16 protein-coding genes are annotated in these 20,585 nt (G+C 40.0%); 10 read left to right on the forward strand and 6 right to left on the reverse strand.

The genetic code is table 11. The annotated features are described in order from the left end of the window. Positions 1–213: 213 nt before the first annotated feature. Positions 214–1,941 (reverse strand): precorrin-3B C(17)-methyltransferase, encoded by a 1,728-nt coding sequence (cobJ, locus tag V7K89_RS26415; protein ID WP_335192568.1) that lies wholly within the window; start codon positions 1,939–1,941, stop codon positions 214–216. Positions 1,942–2,231: 290 nt separating this feature from the next. On the opposite strand from cobJ, the gene V7K89_RS26420 reads away from it, so the two are divergent. Together V7K89_RS26420 and V7K89_RS26425 are read left to right on the forward strand one after the other, a co-directional pair. Beyond that, a complete protein-coding gene (locus V7K89_RS26420) occupies positions 2,232–2,480 on the forward strand; it encodes a helix-turn-helix domain-containing protein (RefSeq protein ID WP_334818098.1) in 249 nt (82 codons plus the stop codon). A gap of 23 nt (positions 2,481–2,503) precedes the next feature. Further along, positions 2,504–3,151, forward strand: coding sequence for a BglII/BstYI family type II restriction endonuclease (locus tag V7K89_RS26425; protein WP_335192480.1), 648 nt, complete (start codon positions 2,504–2,506; stop codon positions 3,149–3,151). A gap of 11 nt (positions 3,152–3,162) precedes the next feature. Here the strand turns inward: V7K89_RS26425 and V7K89_RS26430 are convergent, their stop codons facing one another. Next, on the reverse strand, positions 3,163–4,269 hold the full coding sequence (locus V7K89_RS26430; protein WP_335192482.1) for a DNA-methyltransferase: 1,107 nt from the start codon (positions 4,267–4,269) through the stop codon (positions 3,163–3,165). A gap of 96 nt (positions 4,270–4,365) precedes the next feature. Here V7K89_RS26430 and V7K89_RS26435 point away from each other — a divergent pair, with 96 nt between their 5' ends. Next, complete coding sequence (locus V7K89_RS26435; protein ID WP_335192484.1) at positions 4,366–4,602, forward strand: hypothetical protein; 237 nt, start codon at positions 4,366–4,368, stop codon at positions 4,600–4,602. On the opposite strand, the gene V7K89_RS26440 is transcribed toward V7K89_RS26435, so the two are convergent. Further along, on the reverse strand, positions 4,595–4,984 hold the full coding sequence (locus V7K89_RS26440) for a hypothetical protein (RefSeq protein WP_335192486.1): 390 nt from the start codon (positions 4,982–4,984) through the stop codon (positions 4,595–4,597). The genes V7K89_RS26435 and V7K89_RS26440 overlap by 8 nt on opposite strands. 385 nt (positions 4,985–5,369) lie before the next feature. Here V7K89_RS26440 and V7K89_RS26445 point away from each other — a divergent pair, with 385 nt between their 5' ends. Further along, positions 5,370–6,257: a pirin family protein gene (locus V7K89_RS26445; protein ID WP_335192488.1), complete on the forward strand. Its 888-nt coding sequence runs from the start codon at positions 5,370–5,372 to the stop codon at positions 6,255–6,257. 60 nt (positions 6,258–6,317) lie between these two features. Beyond that, entirely contained in the window at positions 6,318–6,521 is a 204-nt protein-coding gene (locus tag V7K89_RS26450) for a hypothetical protein (RefSeq protein ID WP_335192490.1), read from the forward strand. Here the strand turns inward: V7K89_RS26450 and V7K89_RS26455 are convergent. The 3 genes from V7K89_RS26455 to V7K89_RS26465 all read right to left on the reverse strand — a co-directional run bounded on the left by V7K89_RS26455 (position 6,518) and on the right by V7K89_RS26465 (position 10,796). Then, a complete protein-coding gene (locus V7K89_RS26455; RefSeq protein WP_335192492.1) occupies positions 6,518–7,078 on the reverse strand; it encodes a nitrate transporter in 561 nt (186 codons plus the stop codon). The two genes, V7K89_RS26450 and V7K89_RS26455, sit on opposite strands and share 4 nt — an antisense overlap. Positions 7,079–7,513: 435 nt before the next feature. Beyond that, complete coding sequence (locus V7K89_RS26460) at positions 7,514–8,689, reverse strand: patatin-like phospholipase family protein (RefSeq protein WP_335192494.1); 1,176 nt, start codon at positions 8,687–8,689, stop codon at positions 7,514–7,516. A gap of 787 nt (positions 8,690–9,476) precedes the next feature. Beyond that, on the reverse strand, positions 9,477–10,796 hold the full coding sequence (locus V7K89_RS26465; protein WP_335192496.1) for a dihydroorotase: 1,320 nt from the start codon (positions 10,794–10,796) through the stop codon (positions 9,477–9,479). Between the two features lie 440 nt (positions 10,797–11,236). Between V7K89_RS26465 and lepB the strand changes: the two genes are divergently transcribed. From lepB to V7K89_RS26490, 5 genes are all read left to right on the forward strand, one after another. Beyond that, the gene (gene lepB, locus V7K89_RS26470; RefSeq protein WP_335192498.1) at positions 11,237–11,878 is read left to right on the forward strand and encodes a signal peptidase I; all 642 of its coding nucleotides are present in this window, start codon (positions 11,237–11,239) and stop codon (positions 11,876–11,878) included. 190 nt (positions 11,879–12,068) lie between these two features. Next, complete coding sequence (locus V7K89_RS26475; RefSeq protein WP_335192500.1) at positions 12,069–12,854, forward strand: MOSC domain-containing protein; 786 nt, start codon at positions 12,069–12,071, stop codon at positions 12,852–12,854. 534 nt (positions 12,855–13,388) lie between these two features. Then, the gene (locus tag V7K89_RS26480) at positions 13,389–16,997 is read left to right on the forward strand and encodes an ATP-binding protein (protein ID WP_335192502.1); all 3,609 of its coding nucleotides are present in this window, start codon (positions 13,389–13,391) and stop codon (positions 16,995–16,997) included. Next, positions 16,994–18,829, forward strand: a complete 1,836-nt coding sequence (locus V7K89_RS26485; protein ID WP_335192504.1) for a GGDEF/EAL domain-containing response regulator — start codon at positions 16,994–16,996, stop codon at positions 18,827–18,829. The genes V7K89_RS26480 and V7K89_RS26485 overlap by 4 nt, the downstream gene beginning before the upstream one ends. Before the next feature lie 268 nt (positions 18,830–19,097). Next, the gene (locus V7K89_RS26490; protein WP_335192507.1) at positions 19,098–20,477 is read left to right on the forward strand and encodes a hybrid sensor histidine kinase/response regulator; all 1,380 of its coding nucleotides are present in this window, start codon (positions 19,098–19,100) and stop codon (positions 20,475–20,477) included. Positions 20,478–20,585: the final 108 nt, after the last annotated feature.

The raw sequence follows: 20,585 nt of genomic DNA on the forward strand, positions 1-20,585 counted from the left end.
GAGTAAGGTTTCATTCTACAGGCACTTAGACGTTGATATACTCCATCATCCCATACTGTATTGCACTCAAGCAGGAACTGCTATATTATTCAGAAATGCATGCAGCCAAGAGAATAAATGGATGCAAACGACGAGGTGGCTGAGGCGATCGCTTAGAAAAGTGGATTTAAAAAAGTGCTTATCATGCTTCCCTTGCTCTCTTCGCTGACGTGCCTACTGTTCAGGATAGCGACGTGGCGTATAAACCCAGATATTACCATCAGGGCGCTTGATGGTTCGGGTTTTTGTGGAACCAATGAGAATAATTGTCCGCATATCAGCGCTTGCTGGTGTTAACTGCTCAAGTGCGATCGCTTTTACCGTTTGTCCTGACCTACCAAGATTCCGGGCCAACACTACTGGAGTATCTAGTGTTCGATGTCGCAGCAAAATGTTTCTCGCTTCTGCCAGTTGCCAGGTACGCTCTTTGGAAACAGGATTGTAGAAAGCAATGACGAAATCAGCCTCGGCAGCAGCAGCAATTCGTTGAGCGATCGTAGACCAAGGTTTCAAGATGTCAGAGAGGGAAATAGCACAGAAGTCATGTCCAAGGGGTGCACCAATGGCTGCTGCTGCTGCCTGCATTGCAGAGATACCTGGAGCCACATGAATGTCGATACTGTCCCATTCGGGTTTAGCATAGCGATCACATACTTCAAAAACTGCTGTTGCCATTGCATAGATACCAGGGTCGCCAGATGAAACTACGGCTACATATCGCCCAGATGCAGCTAAATCAAGGGCCATCTTTGCTCGTGCTTCTTCTTCGCGGTTGTCAGACTCATGCCGTTGCTTGCCATCAGCCAGAGAACCAACTAAATCTAAATACGTTTTATAACCCACTAAGTCAGTTGCCGACTTGAGTATCTCTTTCACTTCGGGAGACATCCACAGCGAACCACCAGGGCCCGTGCCAATAATTGCTAACCGTCCCCGTGGCTGACCGATAGTGTTGGGGTCAAGTACTTCAGGGGCAATAGCGAGCGCAATGTTAGGAGAAGGGGAAGATAAAGGGGATGTGCCTGTGGCAGCGATCGCTACGGCTTGGCCGGGGCTATAACCTTGTGAAAGTAGACTTTCTAACTGATTTAGGGTGAAAAAGCGGCTGGGTACTTTCAAGGCGCTAGCTAGCGCATGGATTGCGGGATCGGCTGCGGCGGTGATGGGTGCAAATATCCCGGCGACTGATGCTTTTTCTAGTTTGGCATCAGCTAGTAGCTGTTGTACTAAAGCTACTGCATCATCAATCATGCCACTAATTGCGATCGCGATCGTTGCTGGGTGATAAACAAGACAGTTGGCTGTAGGAGTTACTAAACGTTCTGTAACTTGGATGGTCAAATCTCCCTTTGGATCTATAGGCAGTTTACTATCGCTCAACCAAGGCGCTATTCCTTCGAGCTTAACTTGCGCCCCAGCTAGCACATCTGAGATAAATTTCTTCGCATCGTCTGGGTTTGCTAAATGGTATCCAGGGGGAGGAGATAACAGCGTTGTGCCTAAACGTAAATCGCCTGTGGTCGTAATTGCAGGTTTGACATCCAGCGTTTCAGCAATGCGACGTGCTAAATCGTTAACTCCACCAAGTCCGCCCAAGAGAGGGACAACAGCACTACCATCTTCAGCCACAGCTAGCACTGGTGGTTCCTGTCGTTTATCCGAAATTACAGGAGCTAGCGTCCTGATTAAAATGCCGGCGGCACAAATGCCAATCAGCGGTCTTCCCTGCACAAATAACTCGCGTAGCGTCTCGCCAAAATTCGTAAAGCTGACATCAGCTCCCGACGTGCGACCCTCTAACCCGTATAGTGTTGCTCCTGGTAAGACGCTGATTATTTTGCGTGCTACTGTCACACTATTTTGACCCAGTATTATAATGGCAGGTGCAATATTCATCATCATAAATAAATAGATATCTTGCAAAATTTGATATCCTTCAAATGAAACCACAGATTTAGATATGTAGCGACTTCACATTGACGACCTTGGGGAATTAAGGGTGTGATGTCTACGACGAGCAACTCTTGGAGAGGCTACGCCAAGGCTTACGCGCGTGTTGTCTTCATAATAGCTGTTAAAAACCTATTTTGGGTTTATGCCATGTTAGGTTTTAGAATTTAACTGAGTTTAGCAATATGTAGTAACTCTCATCGAGATCGAAAAAACCATCGCCAGAAAAAAGGCAAGCTAAAGTGCCTAAATCAGTTTTCAGCGAAGATTACGATCGGTTTCGCCAGCTACTTATCGAAGCCCGCAAAGCTGCCAAGCTTACTCAAGCAGAATTGTCAGCAAAGCTAGAGCTTCCGCAATCTTATGTATCAAAGTATGAACGTGGAGAGCGTCGTCTTGACGTAATTGAATTTTTACAAGTTGCCCAAGTTCTTGAAATCGATCCGCTTGCTTTTATCAAAGAACTGTTGAGATACCAAAAGGAGACATAATAATCATTATTCAATATGTAGACTTGAACGCAGCAGATACAATAATTAATACCCAATACCAGAATGAATGGCATGAGATTAGTAACACTCTCACTAAAATGCCTTTGCATATCAAGGCTTCAGATCAAGCTGGAATTCAGGGTAATGCAATATTCGATCCAGTAGGTACAAATGAATACATTAAAGCTGCTTTTATTCATGATGGTTGGCAATCAAATATACCTATTCCAGTTCCTTACAGATTTTTAGGTACAGATGTTGATTTTGCTAAAGCTGGCATTATTATTGAAATTCAATTTTCTAACTATCCCTTTCTACTCAATAACACTTTGCGCTCAGAATTATTCTTCAAAGCTCAAACTGAATTTATTGGATATCCGACTAATCTAGTAATTATAATAACAAAGGCTTTGATGTTTCCTGCTTCCAATAGCACTCTTTATTACGAGCAAGCTGTTAATCAATTAACAGCTTTAACTAAATACCAAGTTTTTGATGTACCAATCAGATTGGTTGGATTATTTGAACAACAAAATACAATAGTGCCTATCATCTGGACTGAGTATTCATCTAAAAGATATTCTAGAACTGTGAATACTAGAATTAGTCGCCAATGCCAAATCATTACTGGACGTTTAGCTCGTAGTCGTTGTCTACTTAACTTATTGTAATAATTAATATATTAACTCCATAATCTCAATTCAATTTGTTCTACTTCTACTTGTTTTACTATTTGATTTTGCAAAGAAGTCTTTTTCCCATTACCGTTAAGCTTTGGATCTAATGGAATCTCTTCACCTCTTAGATTAGCTGCAAAAGCAGATTCTTCATAGATTAATCTGTCTTCTATTTCCTGCAAATGATACTCTTCTGAATAAAATTTTGCTTTACTGCGTTCTGAAGCTTTATTTCCTACTTGCATATCAAATTTAAATTTATCAATAGATTGACCAGTTCTTTCAACATAATCGCGCAATGTTTTTAAATTTGGAAAACAACCATTTTGATCTGGATTGCCACTGAGACGACGCAAGGCAACTTGATGATATTTTGGTTCAATCTCTGATCCGATAAAATGGCGTTCACTATCTCTCGCAACCACCGCCGTAGTCCCAGATCCCATAAATGGATCTAAAACAATATCATTTTTGTTTGTTGTAGCTAATATAATTCTAGCTACCAAGTCTTCTGGAAACTGACACGGATGTATAGTTTGTTCTTCATGGTTATGTTTAACATTCCGAAACAACCAAATATCACCAGGATTTTTACCTTCTGGATTGCATGAAAGTTCTCCTTTTCTATTCCCCCGATAATGTTTCTTATTTTGATATTTTTGGGGAACTCTAATAGCATCTAGATTAAATTTATAGTTATCTGATTTAGTAAACCAAAGAATAGTTTCATGTCTACAAGAAAACTTTTTCTGGGCATGAAGACCATGTTGCCTAGCCCATATAATTCGGTTGCGAGGAATTAATCTGCATGACTCTATAATTGGAAAAAAGCGAATATCCAAAGGAATCAGCATTCCTCGGTCAGAAAAAGCACCAACTTGCCAAAATAGCGAACCTGTATTTTTGAGAATCCGGCTACATTCAAGCAGAACAGCTGTTTGTTCTGCCAAATAAATCTCAAGAGCCTGCCTTGACTCGTATTCTTTGCCTAGATTATAAGGTGGAGAGGATACAATTAAGTCAACACATTTATCTGGCAGATTATTTAGCAGTTGTAAGCTATCTTCTAAAAGAATCTGGTCTAAGGGTAGATTCTCTCTATTAGTCTTCATTACGATACCTACCTTGCAAGTAATACTAGGCTTTTGTCAGCATAACCTATTTTAGGTTATTAGCAAATTAATTATAAAAGAAAATATAAATAGTGAGTGGAATATAATACCATACTTACTTTAACGATATATCTTGCTGCCGTAGACATAGCTAAAGGCGATGCAGAAGCGATGTCTCACGACAAGCCGCTTTGCGTCTACACATTTTTGAGAGAATTAGAAATGCGATCGCATTCTCTTAAAAAAGTGCGATCGCTTATTAAATTGGAGATTGGGACTCCAACCAAATATCTAAAGAATTTCTTCCTCAATCCCCAGTCTCAACTCAATTAGCTTTACGTTCTTTCAGAACTTGATCTAGTAAGTTTCTAGCAGGTTGTGCTTTAGCCAACGCTACTTGATGGTCAGTATAAGCACGAACAAGGCGAGAAAGACCGCTTACACCTGTCTTGAGTTGCTCAAGTTCTTCACCAGCAACTAATTCTCCCTCAAGCATCCGCCCAATCAACGGTTTGATATCGCCTACTTCCTGCCGGACTTTTTGGAGCTTTTCTAGAGTACTCAGTAAAGTTTTTAGTGAATTCAATATGTCGTCAATATCTTGGGCATCCTCCACTGGCTCAGGCGGATTTTCAATTGCGATCGTATTTTTGTCTGAAACTGTAGGCAATTCCTCTACAGACTTTTCACTTGTAACCCCATTTGACCGTGCCATCAACGCTTCCTCAAGGAATTTTTCTCAGTGTATCGCTGATTTTAAGTTGCCAAAGATAGTATTGTTATAATTCGTTAAATAAATACTTGTATAAATTCAACTCTACGTTGCGATCGCGAAACTAATTTTCCTTTTAATAACTCTGTAGGGGTCACGTAACACTTAACCATCAAAATATTACCAATATTTAATTCCTTTAATTTTTTCAATGCCTCGATTTCGTCCGCAGGCAAGGGATGGACACTGCTATCACACTTCTAATAGTAAAAAATTATCGAAGAACAGGCGATCGCATTGGCATCAACTCTACAAAACAAGATTAGCTTATTTACAAGTAAATATACTTATAATAATTACAGCATTTACTAATCACCTGCGATGATTTATGGCAATCCTGCAATTGATTGAACCCGAAGTTAAAAGTCTAGGTAGGTTTTTTGCCCGCCGCAGTTTGCCATATCCTAATCGCCAAATGGTTGGACCGTTTATCTTTTTCGATCATCTTGGCCCGTCCGTTATGCCCCCCAATCAAGGCATTGATGTCCGACCACATCCTCATATTAATCTGGCAACTGTAACTTATTTATTTGACGGTGCTTTGATACATCGTGATAGTTTGGGTACTGTGCAGGAAATCCAACCAGGTGCAGTGAACTGGATGATAGCAGGAAAGGGGATTGTACATTCAGAACGCTCACCCGACTCTGACCGTCAGCAAGAAACTACTATTCATGGTATTCAAACCTGGGTCGCCTTGCCTGTTGAATATGAAGAAACCGAGCCAAGATTCATTCACTATCCTGCTGAAACCCTTCCCACTTGGGAAGAAAATGGCGCTATCATCAAACTTATTGCTGGACAAGCATTTGGCTATACCTCACCTGTGAAAATTCTCTCACCTATCCTCTATTTAGATGCAGTGTTGTCTGCCAACGCCCACTTCACTATCTCAACTGATTATTCACAAAGGGCAATATACAGTGTCACAGAGGGATTGAGGATTAATGATCAACCGATAGAGCAATATCGTCTGGCTATTCTTGAACCAGGCGATCAAATTAGGGTTTCTGCTACTGCCGCTGCTAGATTTATTGTTATTGGCGGTGAGCCTTTAGGTACACGCTACAAATGGTGGAATTTTGTCTCTAGCCGACCAGAGCGAATAGAGCAAGCTAAAGTTGATTGGCGCGACTCTCGCTTTGCGAGCGTGCCAGATGAAACAGAGTTTATTCCACTGCCAAAAGTGGTAACAGAAGCTAATCCTTTTTCATAAGTGTGTCACACTTTACTAGATTCTAAGCAATAGAGTCAGAAAAAATACTATTAACCCAAGTTGCCAGTTACTCTTATGGGCGAGGCGATCGCTTTGGCTCTGGGATTGGTCTTTTTGATTGCAGGTTGGTGGATTGTCTGTGCTTGCTTCAAAAATGATAAGCTGTTACGCAAAGAAAATAGCACATTGACTAGTGTTCGCGCAGCATCTCCTTCAGGAGAGGACAAACAAGTAGAAGTTACTTTTTCTGAAAAATTAGTTTAAGAAGATTTTTTCCCATCTGAAACCATTTGCGAGAGAATATAGGCTGCGAAATCTAGTAACTGATCCAGCAAAAAACCAATGATACCGATGTATAAGATTACCTGGATTATGTAATCAGCATTGCCAGCTTTATAAGCATCCCAGAGGGTAAAGCCAAGTCCTCTTGGGCCTGTTAACATTTCTGTGGCAATAACAATAAACCAGGCTACCCAAATGCTAACTTTCAAAGCATGAAATATATGAAATATAGCTACACGAAAGTTATTATTCTGTCTTTTGAAATGCTGCATACCTATTGCTGTATTAATAATCATCGTCCAGAGAGTTCCCACAAAAACTACTACAATAGCAGCCGAATCGTTCTCTTGAAACGTGATTAGGGCAATAGGTAGCAAAGCTATAGGAGGGATACTATGTGGTATCTGAAATATCAGCCGAAATAGTTGATAAATCATACTATTTATCCCGATAAAATATCCAATGAAACTACCCAATACAGCGGCTGGAATATAACCAACAAATAACCGTTGCAGGCTAGCTAAAATGTCTAAAAACATATTATTTTCTCTGCCTCAGTTCTCATGGAAACATTCGGGAAATACTGCGGCAACAATACAAAACAGAGCGGAGAAAAATGTATTTGATTACACATTCTCTTTTTTTGCTAAAAGTTTTTTTATATCTTCTCCTCGTTAATTAATAATTAAAAAACTTCGGTATTATTACGATGTGATAGTAGTAGTACAAAGAAAAGGTAAAGCTTGACTTTACTAAACTTTATCAGAAACGCAAATTTTAATTAGTAAATTAAATACAATTTCGAGAATTTATCAAAGAAGGCAGTTATTGCTAGAGCTTACGTGCGATCGCTCCTTGATTATCTAAGCTGATGGAACGAGCCAGAAAAAGTCTTGAACAGGATGTAGGGATCAATTGGATGGGTATTCAAACCCTAACCAATTGTAGACACTTGTAAATAATGACACAGATCGCTAGTTATCTCTAATAAAAGATGCGATCGCCTTTTTTATCGGAGAACCGGAATCGTCTCTGGTGTAGTACGTAAGACCGCGATCAATGAATGCAGAGGTAGTATCTATTAACTGCTGAAGAATTTCGGAATTAGTATTATCTATTTCTTCAGTGACTTTTTCCCCTGTAAATTTATTTTTCCGCTCTTCTGGAGGTAAGACAATGCGAGGATCTTTATAAGTCTCTTTTGGTTTGGGTTTAAATGTCTCATTTAAGTCAAACTGAAGACGTAAGTAACGTTTGGACTCATATCCACCCATAATTTGTCGGCAAATCGTACTATCAATCTCAGATGTAGGTTCCATAAAGATGTTAGTAAGATTTTTGATCCAGTCTAAGCCTCTCCATTTGCTGATTTGCTTATATTGATATGGTTGACCAGTTTGACCTGTACCAATAGAAAGGATAGAAATATTTTCCAATCGCAGATTATCTAGTTTATATTGTTGCTTGATTTCTGGAGATACTGAAGACTGGCTAATCCTCATCGCTAAACTCAAAGCTGCAAGAGCAGGGTTATTAGCAGAAACTCCTCCATCAATGTGTGGGAATTCCCATTCACCAAATTTTTGTTTATCTACAGGTTCTAATTTATATGGTGGAAAAAAAGTAGGTGCTGAGGCAGAAGCAGTACATATTTCCCATAAATAACAGTCATCGTACCATCTGTCTCCTAAATCGGGATGACAATTTGTAAAAAAGGTTGTGTTGCGATATAGCGTATCGTAAGCAAGAATCAAAAGAATGGGTTTTTCGATATCCTTGATTCTTGTGGATTTATAGGCATCTTTGAGTACGCTAGTAATTCCATCATGAGAATATTTAGATGGAGAAAATACATCAATAATTGATTTGATGATGGACGGAAAGTTTTCGTAGCGCTCTTTTATCTCCAAAGGGAATATATCTCTACCCCTATTTTTATACAGTTTAATGAGTTCATCACTCTCCTTTCCTATAGCAATCCCTCCTGCTAATATTGAACCAGTAGAAGTACCAGCAACCATGTCAAAATATTCGTGTAAAAACTCTCCTTTTCCCTGAGTTCTAATTTCTTGTTCTACTTGTTGAAGTATTCGTGCTGCAACAACTCCACGAATACCGCCACCGTCTAAAGCCAAAATTTTGAAGGACATAGCAATTCTCTTTGATTATTTCTGTGGACAAGCATCATGAAATGAATCACAATACGGTTCCATTAGCTTGTTTACTCTTATCCGACTTATCCGACTTATCCGACTGGAAGAATACCTAAGTTTTTTTAACGAACCGCCTTCTCTACGAGACACTACGTATAGCTTACTTTTCCATAGAAGGGGTACGGGCAGTGGTGTCAACTTAACGTGAAAGCCAGCCTAACCCTGTTCTGTCACTCTCCGAAAACTTGTGCCATTTCTGAATTCTAAAGCTTTTGTATAGCAAGCGATTGCGCGATTATTTCTTAATAACAAATACAAGACCGATTTTTTTCTAATAGTATAGCTTGTATTGATTGCCTCATAGGGCTTCTAGCGATCGCCCTTCCGGAAAGTGACGAAAAGAGGGCTAAAACCAGCTTTTATACCAATTCGCAATTCGCAATGACGCTTGCGGACTCGCTAACGCTGCGCTAACGCAATTCGCAATTGAGAAATTTAGATGCAGCAAGGCTTTCCTGGCTTACATCTGTTGCCTTATTTTAGAGAATTGCTTTTAGATATTGTCTCGTTCCCAGTCTTTGACTGGGAATGCCGTCCTAGAGGCTCCGCCTCCCTCAATACTGTTCGGTTAAGGCAAGAGACGCGATGAATTGCCGTCTGTACAATAATTCAGTCTTTCGTCTTGATGGCGATTTATCACAAAGACGCGATCTAAATAGGTAGTCTGATAGCGGAAATGGAGTAGTTATTGAGGATTTTTTTAGTAAGGTTAAATAAATATTTGCTATAAGAAAGTTAAAGCTTGACCCCGCACTTGCGTATTTACCTGGCCTTTGTTATAAACTATTTCACCGCCGACAATAGTGGTTTTAGCCCAGCCAGTCAGGTTCCAGCCTTCAAAGGGACTCCAATGACATTTGGTTAAAAGTTCCTCCCGCCGGACTGGGTGGTATGTGTTTAAATCTACAAGCACTAAATCGGCATCGTAACCAGGTGCGATCGCTCCCTTATTCGGAATACCATAAGCCACAGCTACAGCTTTGGACATCCAGTTCATAACTTGAGCCACACTACACTTTCCCTCCATTGCCGCAGTTAACATCAAAGCGAGGGAAGTTTCCACCCCAGGCATTCCCGAAGGAGTATTGGGGTATTCTTGAGCTTTTTCTTCTAAGGTGTGCGGTGCATGATCTGTAGCGATGAAATCAATCACACCATCGCGCAAAGCTTGCCAGAGAACTTCGTTATCGTGGGGCGATCGCAAAGGAGGATTCATCTGTGCTAATGTGCCAATCTGTTTATATGCACTAGTATTTAATAACAAATGCTGTGGTGTCACCTCTGCTGTCACCCAACTCGGTTTCTCCTGACGCAGCAAATCTGCTTCCAGCGCTGTTGACATGTGGAGAATATGCAACCGACGTTGATATTTTTGAGAAAGTTTTAATGCTAGTTGAGTTGCAAGCAAAGCCGCTTGATCGTCTTGAATTTGCGAGTGAACGGCTGGATCGTGAATATTGGCAAATTCTTGGCGGCGTTGGTTAATTCTAGCTTGGTCTTCGGCATGAACGGCAATCAAGCGATCACCTTTGGCAAATATCGCCTCCAATGCTGTTTCGCCATCAACTAACAACTGACCATGCATCGACCCCATGAAAATCTTTATTCCCGATGTTGGCTTTGCTAAAAGCAAATCTGGTAAATTCTCTGCTGTTGCCCCAATAAAAAAGCCATAATTAACTAAGGACTTGTGTGAGGCCCGTTCTAGCTTGTCGTCTAAAGCCTGTTGTGTCGTTGTTAGGGGGCGCGTATTGGGCATTTCTAAAAAGGAAGTGACTCCCCCTTTAGCACAGGCACAACTGGCAGTGAATAAATCTTCCTTGTGTTCTAGTCCAGGTTCCCGGAAATGCACCTGCGGATCGATAACTCCTGGCAACAAAGTTAAGCCTTCTGCGTCAATTTCAGTGGCTAGTGCTGTTTGGGAGATTTCTGGCGCAACTTCGACTATTTGGCGATCGCGCGTCAACACATCCCCAACCATCAGTTCACCATCGGGTAAGATTATGCGAGCGCGGCGAATCAGCAACATTTTTGGAGATGACATAAGAATAACCAAGTTTAGACAGGGAGCTATGTATTACAGAAAACCATGCTTTTAGGTTAAACTTATTCGCGATCAGAGTAATCAATTTTTGCCGCGCCTTAAAAAAAAGTTTATTTTTAACAAGAGAGGCAGCAAGGGTTTAAGTCCCCCACAAAATTTCCGATTTGGTGGACTGCAATTAGATAGGGTTGAATGTGAAAGCGCCTCATATAGAAGCCTTATCTAAATTTAAACCTCCTGCCTCCTGCCTCCTGCCCCCTCTTCCCCCTATCTCCAGAGGGGAACCCGAGTCCCCCTGCCTCCTTCACAATCCACAATCTAAAATTGATAGTCAAGATGCAAACATAACTAGGAAATTAAAATTTTCCCGTTAAGATTAACAGATAAAGTCTCACTAGGCGAGTTAATTACCTACATCTTTTGTTAAGTTAAGTAATTTCATGCATAATCAAGTGTCTGATAACAACTCTAGTCAACAACCTGATAATTCTTGGATCGCAGAGCTAGGTAGAACAATTGTATTGAGCATTGTTTTAGCTTTGGGAATTCGTACCTTTGTTGCTGAAGCACGCTGGATTCCTTCTGGCTCAATGGAACCGACTCTGCATGGTACGCCAAACCAGTGGGAGGCAGACAAAATTATTGTCGATAAGTTGAAGTATAAATTTGCTGACCCGCAGCGGGGAGATATAGTAGTATTTTCACCGACGAAAGAACTACAAAAAGAACAATATCAAGATGCTTTTATTAAACGTATAATTGCCTTACCCGGAGAAAAAATACAACTTAAGGATGGCAAAGTCTATATTAACAACAAACCTTTGCCAGAAGCCAATTACCTCAGTTCTGGGCAGACTACAGTTATTGATGTTTGCCAATCAGGGCCACAGCCACCTTTTTTAGCCAAACCCCAGACTATACCAGCCGATTCATATTTAGTACTGGGTGATAATCGTAACAGTAGTTATGATAGCCGCTGCTGGGGTGTTGTCCCGCGCCAGAATATTATTGGACGTGCTGTAGTTCGCTTCTGGCCTTTAAATCACGTTGGCGGAATCGATAAATCGCCAATATATCCATAATTAACAAACAATATTGCTCAAATAACTCATTAACAAAAGAATTTTAGATTTTAGATTGGGGACTACTAAATCACCAATCTAAAATCCAAAATCTGTCTTGAAAAGTTCAGTTCGCTCTTAGCATTGGCAAAGCCAAACCCTAAGAGAAGAAGCTACGATTTTTCGCCAAATCTCAAATCTAAATATTGCTATGACGCCTTACCTAGCTAAGATTTTACTGTATCCAGTTAAATCACTGGATGGTATTGAAGTTGAGAACGCTAGAGTTCTTGCCAGTGGCGCACTACAGTATGACCGCGAGTTTGCCATTTTTGACGAACAAGGTAGATTTGTCAATGGTAAGCGTCATGCTAAAATCCATTTACTAAGAGCACAATTTGCACTCTTAAATAGAACGATCTCGTTGCAAATCCCCGATCGCAACTTACAACAAATTTTTCATCTGGATGAAGAACGGCAAGCATTAGAAGCAACTTTGAGTGATTATTTTGAGTTTGCTGTCACATTGGGACAAAACTCTTTGATGGGTTTTCCTGACGATACACACTCACTTGGCCCAACGGTAATTAGTACGGCCACATTGGCAGAGGTAGCTTCTTGGTTTCCTGGTTTAAGTGTAGATGAAATGCGCCGTCGGATGCGTGCCAACATCGAGATTGGTGGTGTCCCAGCATTTTGGGAAGATCGGCTATTTAGCAAACCAGGTGATTTAATCTCCTTTAGAGTGGGAGATGTACACTTTTTTGGGGTTAACCCATGTCAGCGTTGTATAGTCCCAACACGCAATTCTTACTTAGGGGAAGCTTACCCAAACTTTCAAAAAATCTTTACAACCCAGCGACAAGCAACTCTGCCAAATTGGGTTGCTTCATCGCCTTTTAATCACTTTTATAGATTGAGTCTCAATACTCAATTACCCCCATCATCAGCCGGAAAAACTTTACAAATCGGCGATGAGGTTGACATACTTCTATAACAAAATTAAAATTTATTAAAAATGAAAAATACAAAGTAAATTTTTTGGTCTTTTTTTTGTTTTTACTATGTATTTGCATGAAAAGTTTAAAATTACTGATAGTTCAAGATAAGTTTTTGTACAAGTCCAGAGGTTTTAGACCAGAAAATCAAGACATCAGCGATTAAAAATTAAATTTAGGATTGAGTGCTAATGGCGACCTGAATTTTAGAATGTCATACTAGAGCTTATTGGTTAAATTTCAGTTCATCTGAGAAAATTTGTTGAAATATTGCCAGATAAAACTGAGCAAATTCAGGTGCGATGGCGTACCCACGTAGGCGATTTTTATAATGGACTACTTCTGTGCAAAGTTTGAAAATTAGGCGTTGGAGGAAGTCAGCCAGTCAAACAATTATAAGTATTTTATAGTATAATAAATTACAAAATATAAAATTTTCATAAAGAGCAATGTATGCCGTAATTGTACTTATATAAAATGTAGCTGGCACGGCAAAATGCACCTAGTAGATGCTGGGGAAGAATAAAACTACAATGTTATCCAAACTTCAGCCCGTCAAATCATTTAATCGCTTAGTTGGCAAAGTTTATGCCAAGATGCCCCTGAGATATGTTCTGATTGTGCCCTTTATATTGCAAATTTGTGGTGCGGTGGGACTTGTGGGCTATCTTTCGTATCAAAACGGCCAAAAAGCGGTAAGGGAGCTTGCTACTCAATTAGAAAATGAAATCTGCGATCGCATTGAACAGCATCTTGATAACTATTTAACAACCCCAAAGCAAATCAATCAAATCAACTTAGATGCGATTGAGCTAGGTTTGCTCAACCTTTCGGACTTTCAAACTATCGGCAATTACTTTTGGAAACAAATGCAGGTTTTTAATGTTGGCTACAACAGCTTTGCCAATGCCAAAGGTGAATTTATCGGTGTTGAACGTCTAGATAATGGCCAGCTCTTAATCAATGAAGTTAGCGAAAAGCATGGTATAGGCAAACTCTATGTTTATCCTACAGACAAGCAAGGAAATCGCCACCATTTACAGGAAGTCAAAAATTACGATCCTCGCTCAGAAGCTTGGTATACAGATCCAGTCAAGATAGGCAAACGAGTTTGGAGTCAAATTTATCAATGGGAAGATAAACCAGAAGTTTTATCCATATCTTCCAGCTATCCTGTTTACAATAAAAATCACCAATTAGTTGGGGTGATTAGTGTTGATTTACTCTTATCACAAATCGGCAAATTTTTAGCTAAATTAAAGATTAAAGAGTCGGGTAAAACTTTTATTTTAGAGCGTTCTGGGTTAATAGTGGCTTCTTCTACTAGCGAACCACCATATACGATCGTTAATGGTAAAGGAAAACGTCTATCAGCATTAGATAGTCAAAATCCTTTAATTAAACTCACAACACAGTCTTTGATCGAACGCTTTGGCAGTCTTAAGTTTGTTGTGGGGAAGCAACAGCTAAGTTTTACCGCCGATGGAATGCGTTATTTTGTACAGATAAAAAGTTGGAAGGACGAACTGGGTTTAGATTGGCTAATTGTGGCGGTGATTCCCGAAGGCGAATTTATGGAGCAAATTAATGCCAACACCCACATCACTATTTTGCTGTGCATAGTTGCTTTTTTAGTGGCTACAAGAATTGGGATTTTGACTGCTCGTTGGGTAATTAAGCCGATTTTACAATTAAACAGATCGGCGAAGAAAATTGCTCAAGGTGAATGGGAGGAAACACCAGATATTCAGCGTTCCGATGAGATGGGAGAACTAGCCAAATCATTTGAAACTATGGCAAAGCAACTCCAGGCATCTTTTAATGCTTTAGAAGCAAAAAATGCCCAAATGCAAATTTTAAATGAGGCACTATCTCATAATCAGAGTCAGCTAACTCAATTTTTAGAAGCCATGCCAGTAGGTGTATTTATCATTGATGCTGAAGGTGAACCTTATTATACAAATCAGATTGGGCAGCAAATTCTTGGTCAAGGAGCAATCGCAGAAGTTAAAGTCGAAGAATTGTCAGAGATATATCAAGCTTACCTTGCCGGGACAAATCAACTTTACCCCAGCGATCGCTTACCGATTTTGAGAGCATTGCTTGGGGAAAGCACCAGAGTTGATGATATGGAAATTCGCTGTTGTGGCAAGATTACTCGCATTGAGGTTTTAGGAAAGCCAATTTATGATGAATCAGGGAATGTGGCTTTTGCGAGCGCTACATTTTTTGATATTACCCAACGCAAACAAACAGAAAAGTTATTAGCAGAATACAATCGCACCTTAGAGGCTCAAGTAAAAAAACGTACTGAAGAGTTCCAGCAAGTTATCGAGCAACTGCAAACCACCCAAGAAGAACTGATTCAATCACAAAAAATCGCTGCACAGGAACAACAAGCAGCTGTTCGGGAAGCGGCGCGAAGCGCCGCTGCCAACCTCGCCAAAAGCGAATTCCTTGCTAACATGAGCCACGAACTGCGTACCCCACTCAATGCCATTCTTGGTTTTACCCAAGTTATGAGTCGAGATTATTCGCTATCTAGCGAACATCAAGAAAACTTGGCAATAATTAATCGTGCTGGCGAACATTTACTCAAATTAATTAATGACATTCTAGAAATGTCTAAAATCGAAGCTGGCAAAATCACATTAAATTGCAGCAGCTTTGACTTAATTCATTTGTTGAAGAACTTAGAAGAGATGTTGCACTTACGTGCTACATCTAAAAATTTAGAATTACTGTTTGAATATCCGCCAGATATTCCTCAATACATAGAAACGGACGAAAATAAACTGTGTCAAGTATTGCTCAACCTCTTGGGAAATGCAATCAAATTTACCGATCGAGGGAGGGTGACGCTACGGGTGAGACTAGGGACTGGTGAGCAGGAAAGCAGGAAAGCAGGGGAGCAGGGGGAGCAAAATCTTTCTTATCCCTCTGTTCTTTTTTTTGAGGTACAAGATACTGGCTGTGGTATTGCCCCACAAGAACTTGACTTGTTGTTTGAAGCTTTTGAACAAACCGAAATCGGCAGAAAATTCCAACAAGGGACGGGACTGGGTTTAGCGATTAGCCGTAAATACGTGCAACTGATGGGAGGAGATATTACTGTCAGCACGATGCCTGGTGTCGGTAGTACATTTGCCTTTAATATTCAGATTGCTCTAACTTGCCCCAGAGAAATTCCGATAAACCAAATCAAATCACAAATTAGAGCTTTAGTACTTAGTGAAAAAGTATACCGTATTCTTATAGTTGACGACTCCAAAGAAAGTCGGATGTTGCTAGTTAAAATACTCACATCTCTAGGCTTTGAAGTTAATGAAGCTACAGATGGTAGTGAAGCGATAGCTAATTGGGAATCTTGGCAACCACACTTGATTTTTATGGATATGCGAATGCCAGTCATGGACGGTTACGAAGCCACAAGAATTATTAAAGCTAGAGAAATCCGGCATGGGACAGCCAATACGTCGCGGAGGTTCCCAAAATTTAAACAACCAGTACCATTGGGGAGCCAGTACCTTGCAGAAGAGTTAACCGATTCAGGCGAGGGTGAGGTTCTGAAAGTTGTACGTAAAGAGTCTTCCACACCAGAAACAACTGGTGTTATAGAAAATGATGCTTCTGGTGCGTCCACTTTGCGATCGCGGATACCAACAGCCTTGGCTCCCCCTTACGACTTCTCTAGAACAATGCCGGATAGCTCCAATACAAATACAATCATTATTGCCCTAACTGCTAGCGCCTTTGAAGAAGAACGCCAGAAAATTTTGTCCATTGGCTGTGATGATTTTATTCGCAAGCCATTCAAACAGGAAGTATTATTGGAAAAACTGAGCAAACATCTGGGTTTAAAATATACCAACCAAGTAGAAACCACAAACACAGTAGTTGTCGATCAAGCTACACAGATTTTTGTCAGTGTTGCCGAACTCCTGGGGCATTTATCACAAATGTCACCTGAGTGGCTCCAACAGATTCACTATGCCGCAGCCAGCTGTAGCGATGAACTGATTTTAGAGTTACTCAAGCAAATTCCATCAGATAATGCTCAAGTTTTCCAAGTTCTCAGGGATTTAGCAAATAACTACCAGTTTGAGAAAATCATGGAATTGACTACAATAAACTTAGAATGAATTACGAGCATTTAGACTCTAATAAAAAAGATATTTTGATCATTGATGATATGGCGGATAACCTCCGGGTTTTATCCTCCATATTGACAAGGGAAGGGTATAACGTTCGTAAAGCTTTGAACTGGCAAATGGCATTGACAGCAACTCAAACATTATTACCTGATTTGATTCTACTCGATATCATGATGCCAGAAGTAGATGGGTATGAAATTTGCCAGACCTTTAAAGCTTGGGAGCTAACAGCCGATATTCCAGTGATTTTTATTAGTGCGTTAGATGATGTTTTTGACAAAGTTAAAGCTTTTAAAGTGGGTGGTGTAGACTACATCACCAAACCTTTTGAGTTTCAAGAAGTTTTAGTACGCGTGCAAAATCAATTGGCATTAAGATCGGCGCGATTAGAAATATTAAAATTAAATGTTGAACTTGAAGATCGGGTAAAACAGCGGACTGGGGAGCTAGAAAAAACTCTCCAAAAACTTCAGCAAGAAATCGATTCCCGCCAGCAATTGCAAAGTCAACTGCTAGATATAGCACTGCATGATTCTCTGACTGGATTATCAAACCGAGTTTTGTTTATTAGGCGACTAGAAAATGCTCTTAATCAGGCGAAGCAAGAATCTAGTTATCAGTTTGCGGTGCTTTTTTTGGACTGCGATCGCTTCAAAGTTATTAATGATTCTCTGGGTCATCCGGTGGGAGATGAATTGCTGATCGCCATTGCTCACCGGTTACAAGCATGTCTGATACCTGTTGATACCTTAGCACGATTGGGCGGAGACGAATTTGGAATTCTCTTAGAAAATATCACAGATATCAATATAGCAATCCAAGTTGCCGAAAGGATTTTGCAACAGTTATCACTTGCTTTTCAACTATCAAGATATGAAGTTTTTATGAATGCCAGTATTGGTATTAGTTGGGGCAATAAAGATTATGATCGCCCAGAGTATTTGCTGCGGGATGCTGATACGGCAATGTATCGGGCTAAGGCTCAAGGAAGAGCTAAATATCACGTTTTTAATCCAGCGATGCATCAGGAAGCTATTCAGCTTTTAGAGTTAGAAAATGACCTGCGGAGGGCTGTTGAAAGGCGAGAATTCCTCGTTTACTATCAACCAATTATTTCTCTGGCTACAGGCAGAATTTCTGGATTTGAAGCCTTGGTGCGCTGGCAACATCCGATTCGTGGTTTGGTTTCTCCCATAGAATTTATTCCTGTGGCCGAAGAAACGGGTTTAATTAATGCCATCAATACTTGGGTATTACAATCAGCTTGTCATCAATTAAGTATCTGGCAACATTATCCAGTAACGCCAGAACCTCTAACGATGAGTATCAATTTGAGTGCAAGGTTATTTTTACAGCCGAATTTGGTAGAACAAATTGACCGAATAATTTATGAAAATAAAATAAATCCGGCATATTTAGAATTAGAAATTACCGAAAGTGTAATTATGGAAAATACAGATGCAATAAAAATAATTCTTCAACAACTAAAGCAGCGAAAAATCAAGTTGATTATGGATGACTTTGGTACAGGATTTTCCTCTTTAAGTTACCTGCACAGCTTTCCTTTAAATGCACTCAAAATTGATAAATCCTTCGTCAAACGGATGCAGGAGAACAAAGAGAATATGGGGTTAGTACCAGCAATGATTGGCATTGCCAATTCAATGGGGATGAGTGCGATCGCTGAAGGTGTCGAAACACAAGAACAGTTAGCCCAATTGAGAAGTTTAAACTGTAATTTTGCTCAAGGATATCTATTTTCTAAACCTATAGAACAACAATTGGCTCTTGAGTTGCTCATCTCAGCACCTCAATGGTAGCTATTAAGTAGCACCTCGGAAAAATTTCATTGTTGATCTTCAGCTAGATAATCTGTGAGTGCTATCTACTATAATCCTTACAGCAATTCATCAGGTAACCAAAGGTGATAACTGGCCAATAGCTTTGATAATCTGCAAAACTCTCCAGCCATGTGAGAGTTAAACTATAAATATGAGTATTTCGGTAAAATCGGTCAATAAATTTTAGGGTGATTTTAAAGAAGAATTTACTATCCTCAATAATTATACGCATAACTTTTGAGCAATAATGCATTTGAATCAAACTAACCATCAGAAAAAAAATATTTTGGTGGTCGATGATACCCCAGATAATTTGCGGCTTTTATCGGCGATGCTGACTGCACAAGGTTTTGAAGTTCGCAAAGCCTTAAACGGTAAAATGGCACTGACTGCATGTCAAATGGTTTTGCCCGATGTGATTTTGCTAGATATAAATATGCCAGGTATGGATGGCTACCAAGTTTGTCAACAACTAAAAGCTGACAATAAAACTAGTGAAGTCCCAGTAATTTTTATTAGCGCTCTAGATGATGTTGTAGATAAAGTAAAGGCATTTGATGTTGGTGGTGTAGATTATATTGCAAAACCTTTTCATGGTGCAGAAGTGGTGTTGCGAATTGAAAATCAGATTAATTTACGCTTGCTCCAAGTTAAATTGCAAGAAAAAAACTTTTTACTTCAACAGGCTCTTGACAACTTGAAAGCATCTCAAGTTCAACAAATTCAGAATGAAAAGATGGTAGCACTGGGACAGTTAGTAGCTGGGCTGGCTCATGAGATTAATAACCCGATCAGTTTTATTTATGGAAATCTCCAATATACTGGTCAATATGTGGAAGACCTAGTGAAGATGATTGAGGTCTATCAGCAAGAATATCCCAAACCCACACCAAAAATTCAGCAAATAGCCAAAGATTTAGACCTGAATTTTATCATTAAGGATCTACAAAACCTGATAGGTGCAATGTATAGAGGCTCCGATCGCATTCGGGAAATTGTACTGGCGCTACAACATTTTTCTCGGCATGATGAAGCAGAAATGAAACGGGTAAATATCCATGAAGACATCGAAAATACTTTGGTGATGTTACAACATCGGCTTAAAGAAGCAACAGACCGTCCAGCAATTGTTGTAGTGAAAGATTATGGTAACTTGCCCCTAGTCACTTGTTATGCGAGTGAACTAAATCAAGTATTTATGCATCTGTTGAATAATGCTATTGATGCAATAGAAGAGAGAGTGAAGAATCAATTTCCAGAAGAGAGAATGGGGAATCAATCTTCTACTCCCTACTCCCTACTCCCTACTCCTCAAATTCGGATTCATACAGAGGTGACAGACTTGAATCTAGTCAAAATTGCGATCGCTGATAATGGTATTGGTATTGAAGAGTCGTTGCGATCGCGTTTATTTGACCCATTTTTTACCACGAAACCTGTAGGCAAAGGTAGTGGGTTAGGATTATCTATTAGCTATCAGATTATTGTCCAAAAACACCGAGGAAATATTAGTTGTACCTCAGCTGCTGGCAAAGGAGCAGAGTTTGTGATCGAAATTCCCGTAGAGCAACCTGATATCTCATCGCAATTTTCAAAATCGGAAAAAGGATTAGGGACTGGGGATTAGGGAGATGGAGAGCAGAGAAGCAGGGGAAGCAGGGGGAGTAGGGGAAGCAGGAAAGAATAATAATTCCTGACAAATGACCAATGACCAATGACCAATGACAAATGACCA

This window comes from Nostoc sp., from assembly GCF_036917515.1.
Taxonomy (GTDB): domain Bacteria; phylum Cyanobacteriota; class Cyanobacteriia; order Cyanobacteriales; family Nostocaceae; genus Nostoc.